Source organism: Amycolatopsis sp. NPDC028719, assembly GCF_055565395.1.
The window spans coordinates 688,953-706,764 of sequence record NZ_JBVHUL010000003.1; the positions used below are offsets into that span (position 1 = coordinate 688,953).

Below are 17,812 nucleotides of genomic sequence, written 5' to 3' on the forward strand. Positions count from 1 at the left end.
TTGATTCGACGATGAATCGTTTTACCTCGGTCGAGGCTACGAGGATTTCCCCTGGGAGACAAGAGCTTGTCCGAACATCGGCACACCTGCGCCGCTGCTCAGACCCACCCCCGGCGTACCGCCCACACCACGGCTTGAATCGGAGTGGCCAGGCCCAGCCGATCGCAGATCGAGCGCATCCGCCGGCGCACGGTCCGGTCGGACAGTTCCAGCCGCCGCGCGACGACGTCGAGCGGCAGCCCTTCCGCGAACAGAGCCAGCAAGACGACATCCTCGCGTTCGAGCACAGCGTTCACCGGTCCACCGCCCTCTTGCCGACGTCGCGGACCAGCTAGTCGTTGCGCTGGAGGACAAGCACGCCGATCGTCGTACGGCCGCTCCACGTCGACACCGGGCCGCTGGTGGAAACTCGCGGACGTCGCGCGCCGAGATCCGGACAGCGCGGACAGCTCCGTCAGCTGCCCCGGCATGGTGCGAGCTCCACCGCAAACGTGCGCGCGGCCGCACGACCGCCAGGCGAACTCCGGCACCTGCCGGACGCCTCCATGCCCCCGAGGGGCTCGAGCGGGGGCACCCGACCCGGATCCTGCCCCATCATCGCGTCCTCCGGATTAAAAGGTTTCAACACCTGGTGTGGTGACGCTACTATGGCCCAGAACACGAAGTCAACGGCAAGCCTCGACGCAGTGGTGAAACGATTTCATACCCCACATCCGGTCACAGGTGACGTCTCGACAAGGGGATCACGATGACGGCGAAAGGTGTGAACGAGACCAGGCCGGTGGGCAGCCGCGCGATCGGCATGAAGGACGTCGCCGCGGCGGCCGGGGTCTCGGTCGGCACGGTGTCCAACGTGCTCAATCGGCCGGACCTGGTCAGCCGCGCGACCCGGGCGAAGGTCGAGGCCATGATGGCCGAGCTGCAGTTCGTCCGCAACGAGACGGCGCGGCACCTCCGGGTGGGCCACAGCCGGGTATGGGCGTACGTGATGCTCGACGGCCGCAACCCGTTCTTCACCGACGTCGCCGCCGGTATGGAAGACGCGGCGGACGAGGCCGACCTTCCGCTCTTCCTGTGCAACAGCGCCAATCTCGCCGCGCGCGAGGCCGCCTACCTCCGCCGGCTGGAACAACAGCAGGTGCAGGGCATCCTGATCACCCCGGTCGACCCCGGTTCCCCGCAGCTCGGCGAGATCGCGCGCCGCGGCACGCCCCTGGTGATCGTCGACCGGACACCGAACACCGACAGCCATTGCTCCGTGGCCGTCGACGACGTCGTGGGCGGCGAGATCGCGGTCCGTCATCTCTTGGACCAAGGCCATAAGCGCATCGCCTTCGTCGGCGGAGAACTGGAGATCGGCCAGGTGCGCGAACGTCGTGAAGGCGCACTGAAGGCCTTGCTGGCCGCCGGACTAGGCCCGGACCACCTGGTCGACCTCACGACGTCGCAGATGGCCGTGGCGGACGGCGGCAACGCGGGCCGGCGCCTGGCGGGCCTGCCCGCCGCGACCCGGCCGAGCGCGGCCTTCTGCGCCAACGACCTGCTGGCACTGGGCCTGCTCCAGACTTGTGCGGCCTTGGGGCTGCGCGTCCCCGACGACCTCGCCATCGTCGGCTACGACGGCATCGAGTTCGCCGCGGCCGCCACCGTCCCGCTGACGTCGGTCCGCCAGCCGCGCCATCAGCTCGGGCGCAACGCCGCCGAGCTGCTCCTGCAGGAGACCACCGACCCGGCGCACGAACACCGGCAAGTGACCTTCACCCCGGAGCTGGTCGTGCGAGCTTCGACCTACCGCGGCAGTTCACCCCGGGAGCAATGATGCGGCACGTCTCCATCGGCAAAACCCCAGTCAGCTGCGTCGGGCTTGGTGGCGCGAGCTGGTCCCTGGCCGACAAGCCCGACGTCGAGGGCGCGATCGCCACCATCCACGCGGCGATCGAGCACGGCGTGACACTGGTGGACACCGCCCGCGCATACACGACTGTCGACCATCCCTCGCACAACGAGTGGCTGATCGCCAAGGCGTTGGCGGCACATCCGGACGGCGACTCGGTCTTCATCGCGGCCAAGGGAGGTCATTTCCGCAGCGGCCCGGCGGAGTTCCCGATCGACGGCTCCCCCGCGGCATTGCGGAGGGATTGCGAGCAGAGCCTTCGAATGCTGGGTAAGGACACCCTCGACCTGTTCCAGCTGCACCGCGCGGACGATCCGTCCACAGTGGTCGAAGACAGCGTCGCGGAACTGGCCGCGCTGCGCGAGGAGGGCAAAGTCCGGTACGTCGGCCTCTGCAACGTGACGGTGGCACAACTGGAGAAGGCTCGCGCGATCACCACGATCGACGCGGTCCAGAACCGCTACTCACCACTGGCGCGAGACGACGAAACCCAAGCGTACTGCGGTCGCGCCGGCATCCCGTACCTCGCGTACTCCCCGCTCGGCGGCAAATCGGTCGCCGGTGGACTGGACGCCGCGCTGCCCGCGTTCCGGCAGATCGCCGAAGACCGCAGTCTCACTGTCCAGCAGGTCGTGGTCGCGTGGATGACCTCATTCCCGGCAGTCTTGGTCCCGATCGTCGGAACCGGCCGTCCCGCGCACGTCGCGCAACTGGCCGAAGCCGCGTCCGTCGAACTGACTCCTGACGACTTGGATTCCTTGTCGGCGGCTCGGTCCTGAGCCACTCGGATCAGCGCCCGGGCCAAGATCGGATGCTCCTGACGCCTGCGCAGGATCCGCAGCCCTGCGAGCGCAGGGGATAGTGGGCAACCCCAGCTTGTCGAAGAACGCCCTGTTCCTCTCCGTGGCCGAGTTGACCAGCCCGTCGAAGCTCATGACCTCGATGTACGCCTTGGCGTTGTCGTCGAAGCCGAAGTACCCGAGACCGTCGTGCGTTGGCCGCAGGTTCGAGATCTCGCACCGCTCGATCATCTTGGCGGTGAGGTCGGCGATGATGTAGCAGAAGGATGCTGTCGCTGATGTCGAACGCCGTCCGATCGGCCCGGACACGATCGTCGAGGTAATCCGATGTCAGATAGCACGCGTAGACGAACTCGCCGGACTCCTGATCCTTGAGCTTGCCGTGGAGCCCGGGCACCTTCCCGCTCAGGTTCTCCTCGATGACGACGCGGCTCGCCGCGCACCAGTAGAGGCGGGGCACGGAGTTACGCGCAGACGACTTGAGCCGAAGGTTCAACATGTCATCCATCAGGTCAGCCAGTGACACCGACTCCTCGTCGTCCGCGATCGTCACGGTGGGCGCGCCGCCGGGCCGGAGGAAGTACCAGATGCAGTGCTCGAACACCTCGCGCGCGATGGCGTCGACGCCTTTCGGAGCATGCTGCTGGTACGACTTCTTGAAACCGTTCAGGCTCACGATCGTGCCGGCACGCGTGAACCCGTCCGTCTCGCCGTCATGCTCGACCTCGCGCTGGACAGAGAACTGAACTGGCGTCCCCGTAGCTGCCCGCCCTCATCCTCGTACGCGCTGCGGACCGACACCCTGTCGAAGGCCTTGAGCCACAGCAGTCGTCCGACACCACGGCAGCCGAGGTCCGCCTTGTAGTCGCTGTCCAACGTTTCGAACGAAGACATGTTCTGAGCCGTGAATCCCACGCCGTCGTCCTCGACCGTGAAGCCGACGATCGGCTTCATCGGGGCACGCCCAGGGCCCGTCGGGCCGAAGTCGAACTCTGCCTGTGCGTCGCGATGCACCCTTACGTCGATCCGACCAGGCTCTGCAGAGGCCTCGTGCCGCGCGTCGATCGCCTGGATGCCGTTGACGATCACCTCCAGCAGCGGCAGGAGTGCGTGACTCTTGGGCAGACTCGTGTTGCGGACCCGGCCTGCCAGGGAGATCGTCAGCGCCATGATCCATCCCTTCGCCATAGACGGAGCGACCATATCGAAGAGCACCGACAACGGCCGCGCGCCGATCCACTCGAAGAGATCCGCAGGATCAGTCGTCGCTCATGGGCCAGCTCAGCCACCGACATCGGAGCCGGCCGACGGCGCTACCCCTACTCAGGGGTAGCAAAAAAGCCCAGGTCTGTGACCTGGGCTTTGCTCCCCCGCTTGGACTCGAACCAAGAACCCTCCGGTTAACAGCCGAATGCTCTGCCAGTTGAGCTACAGGGGAATGTTGCTCACTTCCGGTGCCGGTCTCTCCGACCGACGAGAAGAACTTTAGCCCATGCCCGCACACCCTCCGCACCCACCCCCCACTTGGCGCAACCGCCCCCTCGCGGCCGTTTTCCTGGACAATGGACAGTCGGACGACCGACGGACGGAAGGCGTGGACGCGGATGAAGAAGTTCCTGCTGGGGGCAGGCCTGGGGTACGTGCTGGGCGCCAAGGCAGGCCGGGGGCGGTACGAGCAGCTCGTGCGCACCTACCGCCGGGTCGTCGACCATCCGATGGTCCAGGGTGCCGCCGGGGTCGCCCGGGCCAAGATCAGTGAGAAGGTGCGCCGCTAGACCTGGGCCACGAAGAACACCCGGCGGAACTCGAACCACGTCGTTCCGTCGGCGCGGGCCGGGTACGCCGAAGCCAGCCGGGGGGCCAGTTCCGCGCGGAACTGCTCCCACTCGGCGTCGGACAAGGCCGCGCGGATCGGGCGCAATGCCGTCCCCGTGATCCATTCCAGGACCGGCGACGGCCCCCGCAGCGGCTGGACGTACGTCGTCTCCCAGGCGTCGACGCCGCAGCCCGCGTCGGCCAGGAGGTTCGCGTACTCGATCGGGCTCGAGACCGCGTCGTCTTCGCGGAGGACCACGTCGGCCAGCCGGGACGACCACGCCGGGGACCCCGCCAGTTCCCGCGTCAGCGCGTGCGAAGGCGCAGTGAAGTTGCCCGGCACCTGGACCGCCAGGTAGGCACCCGAGGGCAGCGCCGAAACCCACCGGCGAAGTAACGCGGAATGGTCCGGCACCCACTGCAGGACGGCGTTCGACACCACGACGTCGGTGTCCGGGGCCGGCTTCCAGTCGCGGACGTCCAGCAGCGACGCGTCGAGGCCGCGAGCGCGGGCGGCTGTCACCATTTCGGGTGAACTATCGCCGCATTCCAGCACCGCCGAAGGCCAGCGCTCCCGAAGCGAGACGGTCAGGTTCCCCGGCCCGCACCCGAGGTCGACGACGCGCCGCGGCGACGCGGCACCGATGCGCGAGACCAGGTCGTGGAACGGCCGGGCCCGCAGGTCGGCGTAGTCGAGGTACTTGTCCGGATCCCACACGGCAGCCTCCCAGCAAACAGTACGCCTGTACTGAGTACGAGCGTACTGCTAGTCAGCCGGGTTGACCAGCTTCGCGGCGGCCTGCTCGGCGATAGCCGCCACCAGCTCGGCGTCGGTGCCCGGGTCGGGCCGGACCTGCAGGACGACGCCGTCGCGGCCGGGCACCTTGCGCTGCACGAACCACGCTCCCCCGGACCCGATCTCCTGCCGGTGCCGCGACCGGATCGAGCCCTCGACGCGCTGGTAGGCCTCGCGCGGCACCTTGCCCGGCGCGGCCGGCCGGAAGCGCACCGGCGGCAGGTCGGCCAGCAGGACCGCCTTGCCCGCTTTACCCGCTTCCGCCGACTCGGTCAGCGTGAACACCCCGTCCGCCCAGGTCGCCTTGGCGATGAGGTGCCAGCCGATGCGCCGCGCGCCACCTTCGGCCGGGACCCACAGCCCGAGCTGCGTCACGACCAGGTAGCCGCCGCCCTCGACCGGGGCGCTGTCGACGACGTCTTCCCCGGGCGCAAGCGAACCGGCGAAGTCCGCCGGGGTGCGGTCGCCGAGCAACCGGCGCAGGAAGGACACGTCAGCCCCACGCGCCGGCGGCCGCCTGCTCGCCGAGCGACTTCTTGTACTGCTCCAGCGCGACGAGGTCGCCGAACAGCGCGCGGTAGTCGTCCGGCGCTTCGACCGGCGAGAGCCGCTGCAGCTTGCCCTTGATCTCCGCGATCTGCCGGCCGACGAGCCCCTCCTGGAGCCGGGCGAGGATCGACGAGATGTACCGCGAGTCGACTTCGTCCTTGGCCTGCAACGGTTCCACGGCCAGCTCGGACAGCACGCGCCGGACCGTCCCTTCCGGACAGTGCGGGGCCGCCGCGTCCAGCAGCGCCGGGCCGGTCAGCCCCGAACCCGCGCCCCCCGCCTTCAGCACGGCCTCGTGCACCGCGACGTACACCGGGTGCGTGAACGCCTCCAGCGGCAGCGCGTCGTACTCGGGCCCGGCGATCGCGGGCTGCTGCAGCGCCGCCTTCAGCGCCTCGCGCTGGACGGCGAACCGCGGGTCCTTCGGCGCCGGGCGGGCGACGTCCTGCGAAGGCGCCGGGGTCTCCGGGGCGCCGACGCGCGCCGGTTGCTTGAGGGGCGCGCCGCCGCGCCGGTCGGTCGCGCCCGCGCTGCCGCGGACCCGGTTGACCACTTGGGCGACGTCCTGCCAGCCGACCCACCAGGCGAGCTTCGACGCGTAGCCGTCGCGGGCCGCGCGGTCCTTGATCGACGCGACCATCGGCACGGTCTTCTGCAGCGCCGCGACCTGGCCGTCGACCGAGTCGAGGTCGTAGTTCTTCAGCGTGCTCCGGATGACGAACTCGAACAGCGGGGTCCGCCGCGCGACCAGGTCCTTCACCGCGCTGTCGCCCTTGGCCAGGCGCAGCTCGCAGGGGTCCATGCCGTCCGGCGCGACCGCGATGTACGTCTGGCCGGCGAACGTCTGGTCGCCTTCGAACGCCTTCAGCGCCGCCTTCTGGCCCGCTTCGTCGCCGTCGAAGGTGAAGATCACTTCGCCGCGGAAAGCGTCGTCGTCCATCATCAGCCGGCGCAGCACCTTCATGTGGTCCTCGCCGAACGCCGTGCCCGACGACGCGACCGCCGTCGGCACGCCCGCCGCGTGCATCGCCATCACGTCGGTGTAGCCCTCGACCACGACGACCTGGTGCCGCTTCGCGATCTCGCGCTTGGCCAGGTCGAGGCCGAACATGACCTGGGACTTCTTGTAGATCGGCGACTCGGCGGTGTTGAGGTACTTCGCCGAGATGCGGTCGTCGTCGAACAGCCGCCGCGCGCCGAAGCCGACGACCTCGTTGCCGACGTCGCGGATCGGCCAGACCAGCCGCCGGTGGAAGCGGTCCATCGGGCCGCGCTGGCCCTCCTTGGACAGCCCCGCCGTGAGCAGCTCCTTGACCTCGAAACCGCGCGTGAGCAGGTGTTTCGTCAGCTTGTCCCAGCCGCCGGGGGCGTAGCCGCAGCCGAACGTCTTCGCCGCGGCGGCGTCGAACCCGCGCTCGGACAGGAAGTCCCGCGCGGCGCGCGCCTCGTCGGTGTTCAGCTGCTCGGCGTAGAACTCCTGGGCCGCGCGGTGGGCCTCGATCAGCCGGCTGCGGCTGCCGCGGTCGCGCTGGATCGTCGCGCCGCCACCTTCGTAGGTGAGCCGGATGCCGACCCGGTCGGCCAGCCGCTCGACGGCCTCCACGAAGGTGATCAGGTCGATCTTCTGGACGAACTTGATCACGTCGCCGCCCTCGCCACAGCCGAAGCAGTGGAAGGTGCCGTGCGTCGGGCGGACGTTGAACGACGGGGTCTTCTCGTTGTGGAACGGGCAGAGGCCCTTCAGGCTGCCCCCACCGGCGCGGCGCAGCGCCACGTACTCCCCGACGACCTCGTCGATCCGGTTCCGCTCGCGCACCTCCGCGATGTCGCTCTCCCGAATCCGTCCTGCCACGTCACCCACTCTAGTCTTGCCGTTTGCGGCACACTCGGGGCATGGTCTCCACGCCCACCGCCCAGGACACCCTCGCCGCCCAGTTCGCCGCGCACCGCGGCCACCTGATCGGGGTCGCCTACCGGCTGACCGGCACGCGCGCCGACGCGGAGGACGCGGTCCAGGAGTCCTGGCTTCGCCTGGCCGGGCTCGACGACGCGGGCCGCGCGGCGATCCGGGACCTGCGGGGCTGGCTCACCACGGTCGTCGGCCGGATCTGCCTCGACCGGCTCAAGTCGGCCGCGGCCCAGCGGGAGAAGTACGTCGGCAACTGGCTGCCCGAGCCGGTCGTCACGCCGTTCGGACGCCCGGTGAGCGAAGACCCGCTCGACGTCGCCGTGCGTGACGACGGCCTGCGGATGGCCGCGCTGGTCGTCCTCGACAAGCTGACCCCGGAGCAGCGCGTCGCGTTCGTGCTGCACGACGCCTTCTCGGTGCCCTTCGCGGAGATCGCCGACGCGCTCGGCGTCTCGGTCGACGCCGCACGCCAGTACGCCTCCCGCGGCCGCAAGGCCCTCGCCGACGCCGACCCGGCGCCACGCGTGCCGCTGGACGACCAGGCGAAGATCCTCGAGAAGTTCGTCGTCGCGCTGCAGGCCGGGGACATCCGGGCGATGACCGAGCTGCTGGCGCCGGACGTCGTGCTCATCGGCGACTCGAACGGCAAGGGCCGGACCACGCGCCAGCTCATCGTCGGCGCGGACAAGATCGTCCGGTTCTTCGTGGGCCTCACGAGCAAGTACCCGCCCGGGGTGCTCACCGGCGGCGAGCCGGTGCTCGTCAACGGCGATCTCGGGGTGTACCTCGCTCCGCAGCCGGGTCAAGACGGCTTCTTCGCCCTCGACGAGCACGTGCAGGCGATGACCGTCCGCGACGGGAAGATCGTCGCGATCTACGACGTGGTCAACCCGGACAAGCTGGCCCGGATCACGCGTCCCGGCGCCGCGCCCGCGTGATCCCGGCCGCCAGCAAAAGCACGGCGATCGCACCGAAGTAGGCCAGGGCCCAGCCCGGGCCCAGGGGCGAGTCCGACAGGACGGTGGCGTTGCCGCCGTCCCGGCCGGCGTTGGCCTCGCCGCTGCCACTGAGGAACTTCGTGACGGTGTTCAACGGCAGCCACCGGTGGATCGCCTGCCCCGCCCGGGGGATCAGCGTCACGACGTTCTCCGCCATGAGCGGGTAGGCGACGAGCAGCGCGACCGCGCCGGCGGTGTGCCGCACGAGCAGGCCGACGCCGACCCCGCCGACGGCGGCCAGGGCGAACACCGGGCCGGTCCCGGCGACGATCGTCCAGTCGGCGGCGCTGTCCAGGGCCAGGTCGGCATCCGGGGCGAGGACCCGCGCCACCAGCCAGGCCGTGAACGCGGCGGCCTCGCCGAGCGCGAACGCGTACCCGGCGGCGACCACGGCCTTCGCGACCAGCGCCGGCCACCGGCTCGGCACGCCCTGGAAGGTGCCGTGGATCGTGCCGGTGTGGTACTCGCCGGTCACGGCGAGCGCGGCCGCCAGCAGCACGGCGACCAGCCCCAGCTGGTAGCCGAACTGGGTGCTCGCGACGGTCGGCGGCAGCCGCGACTCGGTCGCCGTCAGGGCGGTGAGCGCCGCCGGGGCGGCCAGCGCGACCATCGCGAAGACGCCGCACACCCAGGGCGTGGCGATGCTGAAGAGCTTGATCCGTTCACTGGCGACGAGGTGCATGCGCAGAACGGTCCCGCGGCGGACCCCGCTCGCGCGTCCGCCCGGAGTCCGATTCCCGGGGTCCTCCTACGGGAGCGGGACGCGGCAGGCGTCGCCCGAGGTGAACCCCTGGTCGACGATGCCGAGCGCGCTGTTCATCTGGGCGCGCGAGTTCTCCAGCGCGATCTGGTAGGTCAGCTCGACGACGCCCTCGCGGCCGAACTCGCGCTCGAGCTCGGCGACCTGCTCGTCGGTCACGGTCACCTGCTCGGCGGACATCGCGTCGGCGTAGGCGATCGCGAGCCGTTCCTGGTGGCTGAAGGCCGGCGAAGTCGCGTAGTCGTCGATCTTCTTCAGCCGTTCGATGTCCAGGCCGTCGTGCTTCTGCAGCATCGTGCCGAAGTCGACGCACCACGAGCAGCCGATCCGGGTGGCGACGCGGTAGACGGCGAGCTCGCGCACGTTCGCGGGCACCTTCTTCGAGGCCCGCTCCACCATCAGCTCGTGCACGGCGTTGGCTCGCAGGAGGCCCGGGTGGTGCGCGGCGACGGCCATCGGCTCGGGCACCGCGCCGTAGCGCCGCCCGGCGATCCGGTAGACCAGCTTGAGGAACGGGCCGGCTTCGGACGTCTTCTTCGCGGGGATGCGAGGCATCAGCGTTCTCCTTCGTTCGCGGTCACGAGGAGGACGAGACGGCTTCGGGGGACGTGACAGCGGGCGCGGTGAGCCAGGCCACCAGCATGATCGCGGCCGCGGCGCCGAACACGACGGTGAGGCCGGCGGCGCCGAGCCCGCCGGTCGTGGCCAGTGCGAGCCAGCCGAACACCGCGGCGCCGGCGAGCCCGCCGGCCTGGCGGGCGAAGGTCAGCGACCCGAGCGTGACGCCCATCAGCTCGCGCCGGGCGCGGGTCTGGCCCAGGACGGTGTACGCGGACGTGCAGACGGCGAAGGCCGCGCCGATCGCGAACAGCCCCGGCGCGAGGAGCCGGGGAGTGCCGCCGAGGGCCGCCGCGACGGCGATCGCCGCGAGCCCGGCCGTGCCGAGCAGGCAGCCGAACCGGCCCCACGCCGGCATGTCCGGACGTCGGCGGGCCAGCGCGGCGAAGGACGCGGACAGGGCAAGCTGGCCGGCGGTCATCGCGACGAGCAGCAGACCGGTCCCGGCCGCGTCCGCGCCCAGCGCCGCGACCAGCGCGACGTAGGTGAAGGTGCCGTACAGCGCGGCGCCCGCCAGCCCGTTGACCAGCACCGCGCGCGCCAGGACGGCGTCCGCGAAGACCTTCGGCGAGATCAGCGGGCTCGGCGTGCGGCGCTGCCTGCGCACGAAGAGAATTCCCGCCGCGGCGGCGATCCCGACGAGGATCGGCGTCCACAAAGGACTCCTCGCGAGATCTTCGACGGTGCCGAGGGCGACGACGGCGGAACCCGCGACGGCGAGCAGCACGCTGCTCCCGACGTCGAACTTCTCCTTGACGCGTCGCGGTTTCGCGGGCAGGCCACGGAGGCCGAGCACCAGCGCGGGCACGCACAGCGGGAGGTTGACCAGGAAGATCCAGCGCCAGCCCGGGCCCGCGGCGAGCAGCCCGCCCAGCGGCGGCCCGCCGAGGGTGGCGGCCGCGAAGACCGCCGTCTGCCAGCCCTGGCGGCGCAGCAGCTCGTCGCGCTCGAACAGTTCGCCGAGCGCGCTCATCGCCGTGACGATCAGGCCGCTCCCGCCCAGTCCCTGCAGCGCGCGGCCGGCGATCAGCGAACCGAGATCGGGCGCGGCGGCGCACCACGCCGAGGCCGCGGCGAACACGAGAACCGAGGCGGCGAACGAGATCCGGCGGCCGTGGAGGTCGCCGAACCGGCCGTGCAGCGGTGTCGCGACGGTGAGGGTGAGCAGGCCGGCGGCGGTCACCGCGACGAGGCCGGTGCGGGCGTGCAGGTCTTCGCCGATCGAGGGCAGGGCCGCGGTGACGATCAGGCCGTCGAGCTGGGCCATGGCCATCCCGAGCAGGAGGCCCGCGAAGGCGAGGTTCCGATATGCGTGCATAAAGCACACGTTATAACGTGCCTTATGCACACATCAAGCGCGGCCGGTGGACCCGCCCTCTTCCGGCTGGTCCGGCACTGGGCGCGCCAGTGGGCCCCGGACGTCGTCGAGCGCTTCGCCGCCGGCACCCCACCGGCGTGGACCGTGCCGAACCTGTTCGTGATCCAGGCGATCGACGGTTCGGCGAGCGACGAGGTGACGGTCGCCGACGTGGCCCGCCAGCTGGGCATCGACCGCTCGGTGGCCAGCCGGATGGTCGCCGAAGCGGGGCGAGACGGCTTCGTGGTGCGCTCGACGTCGGCCCGCGACGCACGCCGCGCGGTGCTGACGCTGACCGACGCGGCGAAGGAGTTCCTCGCGGCTTCGCAGGCCCACCAGCGTCAGGCGTTCGAGGCACTGGTGGGCCACTGGCCACGCGAAGATCGCGAACGCTTCGCGGGCTACCTCGGCCGGCTCGCGGACGAGGTCCTCGGTTAGGCCAGGATTTCGTTCAGGACTTCCCAGGCGTGCCAGGCGCGGGTGACGCCGAACTGGGCGTTGAACCGCAGCGCGGCGCGGACGTCCTCGGGTGCCGCGCCGCCCCGCAGCGCGCGTCCGACGTGCGTGCGGAAGGTGTCGGCCAGGGTTTGGTAGTGGACGTCGACGCTGAGGCTGACCAGGCCGCGCTCGCGTTCGCTGAGCGTGCCGGGCCCGTGGCCGGTGCGCATCCGCGACTGCAGGTCGAAGTACCCGGTGAAGTGCGGATCCAGCTCGTTCAGCCGGGCGCGCACCGGCTCCGGGAGCGGGCTGGGCACGGCGTCCGGCCCGGTGGACAGCAGCTCGGGGGCCAGCGGCTCGGCCGCCGCCGGCGTGACGCCGAGTTCCGCTTCGAGCTCGGTGATCCGCTCGATGCCGGCGGTCGCGGCGTGGTAACCGCAGTCGTAGGAAACGAACCGCAACAGCTCGCGGATGTCCGAAGTGGACACTCCGGCGGCCAGCCCGGTCCGCACGTGGGCGCCGAACGCCAGGCCCAGGCTCGCCTGGCAGACGTCGGCGGTGACGCACAGGAACGTCTTCTCCCGGTCGGTCAGCTCCGGGATCGCCCGGACGTACTTCGCGGTGGCGCCGACCATCTGCGCGAACACCGGGTCGAGCGCGGCCAGCCTTTCCAGGTTGGTCGGGGTTTCAGTGGTGGTCAAGATGGTGCTCCCTCAGTCTGGTGAACATTCGTAGCGCTACAGCCGTAGTGCGAGTGACGCTACACCTGTAGCGCAATGGGTGTCCAGCTACACTGGGCCGACCATGACCGAGAACCGCCGTCGCCCCAACGCCCGCGGCCAGGGCGAGCTGCTGCGCGAAGAGATCGTCACGGCCGCCGTGCGGATGCTCGACGAGCTGGCCGACGACGAAGCGCTGTCCCTGCGGGCGGTCGCGCGGGAGGTGTCGATCGCGGCGACGTCGGTCTACCTGCACTTCCCCGACCGCGACGCGCTGGTGCTGGCGGCGATGCAGCGGTGTCACGAGGAGCTGGTCGGCACCGGCGACGCCGCGGCCGCGCAAGCACCGGACCCGGCAGCCGCGCTGCGCGCCCGCATCCTGACGCAGGCAGCGTGGGCGCGCGAGCACCCGGGGCTCTACAAGGTCCTGCACGAGAGCAAGGTCCACCGGCGGCTCGGCATGCCGTTCAAGGAGATCATGGTCGCGCGCACGATCGAAGCGGTCCAGGCGTGCATGGACGCGGACCTGGCACCCACCGACGACGCCGCGACGGTCGCGATCGACCTGCGCACGGCGGTCAACGGCATGCTGGCGCAGCGGATCAACGAGCCCGACCTGCCGTGGCCGCCGGCCATCGAGCAGGTCGACCGGTTCCTGGTCAAGCTGGTCGGCCTACGGCTCTGACGCGTTCCTGCGTTCGGTGGTTCGGCACCACTGGCGAGGCCGAAAGCGGCCCCTGGGCCCTCTTCCCGATCGCATACCGCCGCGGCTGACCGCGGGTTCCGGCCGGTCTTACTCGCCCGTGCTGCCGTCGATCGACTCGCGGATGAGGTCGGCGTGGCCGTTGTGGCGGCAGTACTCCTCGACCATGTGCACCAGGATCCAGCGCAGGCTGGGCGAAGTGCCGACCCGCCGCGTGTGCTTCGACGGCTGCGAAAGGTCGCCCTTCACCATCGCCTCCGCGTACAGCTCCCGGGACCGCGCCACGGCTCCCTGCCAAAGCTCGCGGAGCTGTTCCGGGGTGTCCTCCGCCGCCGAATCCCAGTCCCAGTCCGGGTTTTCGCGCCACTCCACCGCGTTCCACGGCTCCGCCGGCTCGCGGTCGAACAGGACGCAGGAAAACCAGTAGTCCTCCACGTACGCGAGGTGCTTGAGCAGCCCGCCCAGCGTCATCGTGGACGGCGGGTGCGTCGCGCGCAGGCCCGCCTCGTCCAGCCCGGCGCACTTCCACGCCAGGGTGTCGCGGTGGAAGTCGAGGAAACCGAGCAGGATCGCGGCTTCGTCGCCGTCGACGGGCGGCTCGGTCCGCCCCTGGTCGTCCACTGAGGTCACGGGCGCCGACTCTACCGAAACTGTCGTACCCCTCCACTAGGTTTCCGGCATGGCTGAATTCGTACTGGTGGCAGGCGCTTGGCTCGGTTCGTGGGCGTGGGACGACGTGGTCCCGGGGTTGCGCGAAGCGGGCCACGGCACCCACGCGGTGACGCTGTCCGGCGTCGCCGAAAAACGCGAGGTACCCGCTGGGCAGCAACGGCACGTGCAGGACATCCTCGACGTCGTCTCGCAGGGCGATCTGCAGGACGTCGTGGTGGTCGGGCACAGCTACTCCGGCATCCCGGCCGGGCAGGCGGCCGAGCGGATCGGCGACCGGCTGCGGCGCGCGGTGTTCGTCGACTCCAACGTGCCGGCCGACGGCGAGTCGTTCACCTCGGTCTGGTCCGAGGCGCAGGTCGCGGCCCTCACCGAGCGCGGCTTCTGGCCGCCGCTGACCGCGGAAGACTGTGCGGGCCAAGGGCTTTCGGACGCCGAAATCGCCCGGATCGTCGAAGGCTCCACCCCGCACCCGGCCGCGTCGCTCACCGAACCCGCCGTGCTTTCCCACCCACTGGGCGAGCTCCCGGCGACCTACGTCAAGTGCCTGCTCGACGGCGAAACGCCCAGCCCCGACGTCGTGAAGCTGCTGGAAAGCGACCGCTGGCAGCTGGTGGAGCTGGACACCGGGCACTGGCCGATGTTCTCGCGACCGAAGGAGCTGACCACGGTCCTGCTGGACGCGGCGAAGGGCTGACCGCGGCCGGTCACGGCGTCAGGGCGCGGACGTCCCAGATCCACACGCCGCCGACGAACTCCGCCGGCTTGCGCAGCAGAAGCTCCACAGTGGACTTCAGCGCTTCCTGGTTCTGGCGCGGCCCGACCACGAGGACGTCCGCGTTCCAGGCGCGCAGGTCGGTCAGCGCCTGGGTGCGGTCGGCTTCGGTGACGTCCGCGGCCTGTCCCGTCTTCTCGACCTCCGCGAACAGGTCGGAGGTCGGCAGCGGCACCGCGCCGTAGCGGCCGCGGCGGTCGTCCGGCGAGGTCGGGCCGACGAAGTAGCCCTCGGGCATCGGGTAGCCGAGGCCCGCGTCGACCTGCCAGTGCAGCGGCTCGGCCTCGCCGGTGCTGGGCAGCGGCACCGGCACCAGCGAGCCGCCCGGGGCGATGTACTGGCGCCAGATCCCGTCGGCGAAGAAAGGAGGTGAGAGCGGACGTTCGTGCGTCACCAGCTCCGTCGGCGCGATCGGCAGCAGCACCGCCACCACCGCGCCGATCCAGATCATGCGCAGCGGGAACCGGGGCTTGCCGTCCAGGGGTTCCGGTTGCTCGGCCGCCGCCGTCCAGACGCGGTGCGTCGCGATCGCCAGGAGCGCGCCGACCACCGGGATGCAGCCCATCGCGAGCCGGGACTCGAGCAGCGAGTCCAGCAGCGGCAGCTGCCCCAGCCACTTCCACGGGCCCGGGATGCCGGTGTCGTCGTGCGCCACGGTGATCTCGATGCCGAGCGAAAGCAGGGCCATCACGTACATCGTGATCGCGAGCGCGCGCGAAACGACGTCACGCCACAGCCAGATCGTGAGCACGACCATGAGCACGATGAGCGGCCAGCCGAAGAAGGCGTTCTCCTCGGTGCGGTTCATCGACACGTCCGCCGCCGCCTCGGGCGCGCCGGCGATCGACTGCGTCGCGAAGCGCGTGAACGCCGCCGTGTCGTTGCCTGCCGAACCGTGCAGCAGCGAATGGAAGCTCTGCGGGCCGAAGAACTGCCAGTACAACGGGAACCCGGCGATCAGCAGCGCGACGACCGCGCCGATGCCGATCCCCTTGCCCAGCCGCGCCAGCATGCCGCGGATCTCCGCGCGGTGCGGGATCAGGTAGGCGATCGCGAACACCACGAACGTGATCGCGAAGATCATCAGCGGTTCTTCGCCCAGCAGGATCTGCCACGCGACGAGCAGCCCGAGCACGATCCCGTTGCGCACCGGGCGTTCGCCGTGGGCGATCTGGATCGTCTTGAGCGCGATGAACGGCAGCACGAACAGCACTACGAAGTTCGGGTGCGCGTTGCCGTGCGAGATCATCGGCGGGGCGAAGCCGCAGAACGCGCCGCCGATCGCGGCCGCCGTGCGGTTCGGCACCAGGTGGCGGGAGAACACCCAGTACCAGCCGGTCGCGGTGCCGGCGAGCCCGGCGGTCAGCACGATCGCCCACGTCAGCGTCGCGCCGAAGGTCAGCGTGATCGGCGCGAGGGGGACGTTCAGGCCGAACATCGCCGCGTTCGCCGCCATGTTGACGCCGTGCGGGTAGTTCTGGAGGTCCGTGGTGAACGGGTTCTGGAAGTGCAGGACGGCCTTCGCGACGACCGTCGAGTACCACTCCCACTGGCTCTGGTCGGCGGCGCCGTTCCAGAGGTAACCGCGCTTGAGGTCGAACCAAAGCCCGTTGTAGAGCAGGATCGTGAAGAGCAGGAACCCGCCGGTGATGGCGGAGTCCTGCCACGCCCAGCGCTTCGGGGCTTCGGGTGGTTCGGGGGCGGGCGGGACGAGGTCGGGGACGGCTTCGGACTTCAAGCTCACGGTTCGACCACCCTGGCGAGGAAGTGGAGGGCCCCGGTGCCGGCGTGCCGGACCAGCAGCAGGAACGGCCGGTCGACCGTGACGGTGACCGGGTCGTCGATGATCATCGAGGTGAGGCGCATGGTCAGCGCGGTCGCCGCGGCTCCCTCGAAGCCTTGTTCGTCCACGCGCAGCACGGCCTGGTGCAGCACCTCGGACACGGTCAGCCGCGGGTCCGGGGAGAGCCCGCTCAGGTCGGCCCCGTCGGTGAACATCGTGCGGACGCCGAGGCCGCGCAGCACGCCGGTGAGCGAGCTGGGGATGTCCAGCGAGATCTTCGGCAGGGCGAGTTCGACGGGTTTGAAGCCGATGCCGTCGAGGATGCGCGTGAGGGTCGGCTGGTCGAGAGCCGCTTCGGCTTCGGCGAGGTCGCCGTCGGGCAGCAGCACCACGGCCTGCAGGCCGCCCGCCGCGACCAGCTGCACGGCCTGCCAGCCGGCGGCGTGCGCGTAACCCACGCGCTCGCTGAGCCACATGGTCGGGACGTCCCGGGTGCCGGAGGGGGCGTGGAACGGCGCGTCACCGGTGTTCGCCTCGCGGAACGGCAGCTTCCACGCGGCTTTCAGGTACAGGGCGTTGACCAGCACGGCCGCGACGTCCCGGTCGATCGAGCCGGGCGGCAGCAGCTGCGGGATGAGCCCGCGCGTGGTGCGCCCGACGTCGTCGTTGATCAGGGCGCGCGCGGCTTCGGGCTCTTTTTCGAAGGGCGCGCTCGCGACGGCGGCGCCGGGCCACCCGGCCAGCTCGGCCTTGAAGGAGTCTTCGAGCGGCAGCCGGTCGTCGGCCCACAGCGTGTTCGAGACGGCCAGCTCGGCTTGCTCGCCCCGGGCCTCTTCGACGAGCTGCGCGGCGTCCCGCAGCAGGACGCTCTGCTGTCCGGGATCCCCGAGCAGCGCGACGAGCTCCTCCCGCGTCTGCCCCCGGGCGGCCAGAGCGGCCAGGGTCAGGGCGCTGGCCACCGAATACGGCGAGAAACAGGAGTTCCCGCCCTCGGCACCAAGGGTCGCGTGGACGGCGAGGGCGAACCGGAGGTGGCTGTCCGTGGCCATGCGGGCGAGACTACCGGAACGGTTCACCCCGCCGGGCGACCACGCGGAACTCGGCCCAAGGGTGACAAATCCCCCACGCGGGAAGGTACGGCCGAATGCCGGAACCACCGCCCGACCGGATCAGCACGCCGTACCCAAACAGTCAGCTCACGTACCCCAAGGGTCGGCTCACGTGATCGG

The 17,812-nt window shown here is 70.6% G+C and carries 20 protein-coding genes and 1 tRNA gene; 7 read left to right on the plus strand and 14 right to left on the minus strand.

Going from position 1 to position 17,812, the window contains the following annotated elements; genetic code table 11:
- Positions 1–98: 98 nt before the first annotated feature.
- The gene (locus ACZ4TR_RS16695) at positions 99–296 is read right to left on the minus strand and encodes a LuxR C-terminal-related transcriptional regulator (RefSeq protein ID WP_465287844.1); all 198 of its coding nucleotides are present in this window, start codon (positions 294–296) and stop codon (positions 99–101) included.
- Positions 297–802: 506 nt separating this feature from the next.
- On the opposite strand from ACZ4TR_RS16695, the gene ACZ4TR_RS16700 reads away from it, so the two are divergent.
- Both ACZ4TR_RS16700 and ACZ4TR_RS16705 read left to right on the plus strand, forming a co-directional pair.
- Complete coding sequence (locus ACZ4TR_RS16700) at positions 803–1,819, plus strand: LacI family DNA-binding transcriptional regulator (RefSeq protein ID WP_465288124.1); 1,017 nt, start codon at positions 803–805, stop codon at positions 1,817–1,819.
- On the plus strand, positions 1,819–2,673 hold the full coding sequence (locus tag ACZ4TR_RS16705; protein WP_465287845.1) for an aldo/keto reductase: 855 nt from the start codon (positions 1,819–1,821) through the stop codon (positions 2,671–2,673). Before ACZ4TR_RS16700 ends, ACZ4TR_RS16705 begins: the two co-directional genes overlap by 1 nt.
- A gap of 10 nt (positions 2,674–2,683) precedes the next feature.
- Here the strand turns inward: ACZ4TR_RS16705 and ACZ4TR_RS16710 are convergent, their stop codons facing one another.
- The 3 genes from ACZ4TR_RS16710 to ACZ4TR_RS16720 all read right to left on the minus strand — a co-directional run bounded on the left by ACZ4TR_RS16710 (position 2,684) and on the right by ACZ4TR_RS16720 (position 4,132).
- A complete protein-coding gene (locus ACZ4TR_RS16710; protein WP_465287846.1) occupies positions 2,684–3,370 on the minus strand; it encodes a hypothetical protein in 687 nt (228 codons plus the stop codon).
- A complete protein-coding gene (locus ACZ4TR_RS16715) occupies positions 3,367–3,864 on the minus strand; it encodes an ATP-binding protein (protein ID WP_465287847.1) in 498 nt (165 codons plus the stop codon). Before ACZ4TR_RS16715 ends, ACZ4TR_RS16710 begins: the two co-directional genes overlap by 4 nt.
- A gap of 195 nt (positions 3,865–4,059) precedes the next feature.
- A tRNA-Asn gene (locus ACZ4TR_RS16720) sits at positions 4,060–4,132 on the minus strand.
- Positions 4,133–4,298: 166 nt separating this feature from the next.
- On the opposite strand from ACZ4TR_RS16720, the gene ACZ4TR_RS16725 reads away from it, so the two are divergent.
- Complete coding sequence (locus ACZ4TR_RS16725) at positions 4,299–4,469, plus strand: hypothetical protein (RefSeq protein ID WP_166641722.1); 171 nt, start codon at positions 4,299–4,301, stop codon at positions 4,467–4,469.
- Here ACZ4TR_RS16725 and ACZ4TR_RS16730 read toward each other — a convergent pair.
- From ACZ4TR_RS16730 to dnaG, 3 genes are read right to left on the minus strand one after another with little or no spacing between them, the layout of a single operon-like run.
- A complete protein-coding gene (locus ACZ4TR_RS16730; RefSeq protein WP_465287848.1) occupies positions 4,466–5,227 on the minus strand; it encodes a trans-aconitate 2-methyltransferase in 762 nt (253 codons plus the stop codon). The genes ACZ4TR_RS16725 and ACZ4TR_RS16730 overlap by 4 nt on opposite strands.
- Before the next feature lie 48 nt (positions 5,228–5,275).
- Positions 5,276–5,797, minus strand: coding sequence for a hypothetical protein (locus ACZ4TR_RS16735; RefSeq protein ID WP_465287849.1), 522 nt, complete (start codon positions 5,795–5,797; stop codon positions 5,276–5,278).
- 1 nt (position 5,798) lies between these two features.
- Positions 5,799–7,715, minus strand: a complete 1,917-nt coding sequence (gene dnaG / locus ACZ4TR_RS16740; protein WP_465287850.1) for a DNA primase — start codon at positions 7,713–7,715, stop codon at positions 5,799–5,801.
- Between the two features lie 32 nt (positions 7,716–7,747).
- Here dnaG and ACZ4TR_RS16745 point away from each other — a divergent pair, with 32 nt between their 5' ends.
- Positions 7,748–8,701 carry a sigma-70 family RNA polymerase sigma factor gene (locus tag ACZ4TR_RS16745; RefSeq protein WP_465287851.1) on the plus strand — a complete coding sequence of 318 codons (954 nt, stop codon included), beginning with the start codon at positions 7,748–7,750 and terminating at the stop codon, positions 8,699–8,701.
- On the opposite strand, the gene ACZ4TR_RS16750 is transcribed toward ACZ4TR_RS16745, so the two are convergent.
- The 3 genes from ACZ4TR_RS16750 to ACZ4TR_RS16760 all read right to left on the minus strand — a co-directional run bounded on the left by ACZ4TR_RS16750 (position 8,673) and on the right by ACZ4TR_RS16760 (position 11,457).
- Positions 8,673–9,443, minus strand: a complete 771-nt coding sequence (locus ACZ4TR_RS16750; RefSeq protein ID WP_465287852.1) for a hypothetical protein — start codon at positions 9,441–9,443, stop codon at positions 8,673–8,675. The two genes, ACZ4TR_RS16745 and ACZ4TR_RS16750, sit on opposite strands and share 29 nt — an antisense overlap.
- Before the next feature lie 66 nt (positions 9,444–9,509).
- Entirely contained in the window at positions 9,510–10,076 is a 567-nt protein-coding gene (locus ACZ4TR_RS16755) for a carboxymuconolactone decarboxylase family protein (RefSeq protein WP_465287853.1), read from the minus strand.
- 22 nt (positions 10,077–10,098) lie between these two features.
- Positions 10,099–11,457, minus strand: coding sequence for an MFS transporter (locus ACZ4TR_RS16760; protein ID WP_465287854.1), 1,359 nt, complete (start codon positions 11,455–11,457; stop codon positions 10,099–10,101).
- Between the two features lie 24 nt (positions 11,458–11,481).
- On the opposite strand from ACZ4TR_RS16760, the gene ACZ4TR_RS16765 reads away from it, so the two are divergent.
- Positions 11,482–11,934: a MarR family winged helix-turn-helix transcriptional regulator gene (locus ACZ4TR_RS16765; RefSeq protein ID WP_465287855.1), complete on the plus strand. Its 453-nt coding sequence runs from the start codon at positions 11,482–11,484 to the stop codon at positions 11,932–11,934.
- Here the strand turns inward: ACZ4TR_RS16765 and ACZ4TR_RS16770 are convergent.
- Complete coding sequence (locus tag ACZ4TR_RS16770) at positions 11,931–12,635, minus strand: carboxymuconolactone decarboxylase family protein (protein ID WP_465287856.1); 705 nt, start codon at positions 12,633–12,635, stop codon at positions 11,931–11,933. The two genes, ACZ4TR_RS16765 and ACZ4TR_RS16770, sit on opposite strands and share 4 nt — an antisense overlap.
- A gap of 103 nt (positions 12,636–12,738) precedes the next feature.
- Between ACZ4TR_RS16770 and ACZ4TR_RS16775 the strand changes: the two genes are divergently transcribed.
- Entirely contained in the window at positions 12,739–13,338 is a 600-nt protein-coding gene (locus ACZ4TR_RS16775; protein ID WP_465287857.1) for a TetR/AcrR family transcriptional regulator, read from the plus strand.
- Positions 13,339–13,446: 108 nt separating this feature from the next.
- Here the strand turns inward: ACZ4TR_RS16775 and ACZ4TR_RS16780 are convergent, their stop codons facing one another.
- Positions 13,447–13,986, minus strand: a complete 540-nt coding sequence (locus ACZ4TR_RS16780; RefSeq protein WP_465287858.1) for a DinB family protein — start codon at positions 13,984–13,986, stop codon at positions 13,447–13,449.
- A gap of 49 nt (positions 13,987–14,035) precedes the next feature.
- Here ACZ4TR_RS16780 and ACZ4TR_RS16785 point away from each other — a divergent pair, with 49 nt between their 5' ends.
- Positions 14,036–14,722: an alpha/beta fold hydrolase gene (locus tag ACZ4TR_RS16785; protein ID WP_465287859.1), complete on the plus strand. Its 687-nt coding sequence runs from the start codon at positions 14,036–14,038 to the stop codon at positions 14,720–14,722.
- 10 nt (positions 14,723–14,732) lie between these two features.
- On the opposite strand, the gene ACZ4TR_RS16790 is transcribed toward ACZ4TR_RS16785, so the two are convergent.
- A complete protein-coding gene (locus ACZ4TR_RS16790) occupies positions 14,733–16,544 on the minus strand; it encodes a glycosyl transferase (protein WP_465287860.1) in 1,812 nt (603 codons plus the stop codon).
- Positions 16,541–17,632, minus strand: a complete 1,092-nt coding sequence (locus tag ACZ4TR_RS16795; protein WP_465287861.1) for a serpin family protein — start codon at positions 17,630–17,632, stop codon at positions 16,541–16,543. Before ACZ4TR_RS16795 ends, ACZ4TR_RS16790 begins: the two co-directional genes overlap by 4 nt.
- Positions 17,633–17,812: the final 180 nt, after the last annotated feature.

Bases quoted from the DNA above. Each gene is read 5' to 3' on its own strand.
- ACZ4TR_RS16700 (WP_465288124.1), top strand. From the start codon at position 803: ATGAAGGACGTCGCCGCGGCGGCCGGGGTCTCGGTCGGCACGGTGTCC.
- ACZ4TR_RS16705 (WP_465287845.1), top strand. From the start codon at position 1,819: ATGCGGCACGTCTCCATCGGCAAAACCCCAGTCAGCTGCGTCGGGCTT.
- ACZ4TR_RS16715 (WP_465287847.1), bottom strand. From the start codon at position 3,864: ATGGCGCTGACGATCTCCCTGGCAGGCCGGGTCCGCAACACGAGTCTG.
- ACZ4TR_RS16725 (WP_166641722.1), top strand. From the start codon at position 4,299: ATGAAGAAGTTCCTGCTGGGGGCAGGCCTGGGGTACGTGCTGGGCGCC.
- ACZ4TR_RS16745 (WP_465287851.1), top strand. From the start codon at position 7,748: ATGGTCTCCACGCCCACCGCCCAGGACACCCTCGCCGCCCAGTTCGCC.
- ACZ4TR_RS16750 (WP_465287852.1), bottom strand. From the start codon at position 9,443: ATGCACCTCGTCGCCAGTGAACGGATCAAGCTCTTCAGCATCGCCACG.
- ACZ4TR_RS16755 (WP_465287853.1), bottom strand. From the start codon at position 10,076: ATGCCTCGCATCCCCGCGAAGAAGACGTCCGAAGCCGGCCCGTTCCTC.
- ACZ4TR_RS16760 (WP_465287854.1), bottom strand. From the start codon at position 11,457: ATGCACGCATATCGGAACCTCGCCTTCGCGGGCCTCCTGCTCGGGATG.
- ACZ4TR_RS16765 (WP_465287855.1), top strand. From the start codon at position 11,482: ATGCACACATCAAGCGCGGCCGGTGGACCCGCCCTCTTCCGGCTGGTC.
- ACZ4TR_RS16775 (WP_465287857.1), top strand. From the start codon at position 12,739: ATGACCGAGAACCGCCGTCGCCCCAACGCCCGCGGCCAGGGCGAGCTG.
- ACZ4TR_RS16785 (WP_465287859.1), top strand. From the start codon at position 14,036: ATGGCTGAATTCGTACTGGTGGCAGGCGCTTGGCTCGGTTCGTGGGCG.
- ACZ4TR_RS16795 (WP_465287861.1), bottom strand. From the start codon at position 17,632: ATGGCCACGGACAGCCACCTCCGGTTCGCCCTCGCCGTCCACGCGACC.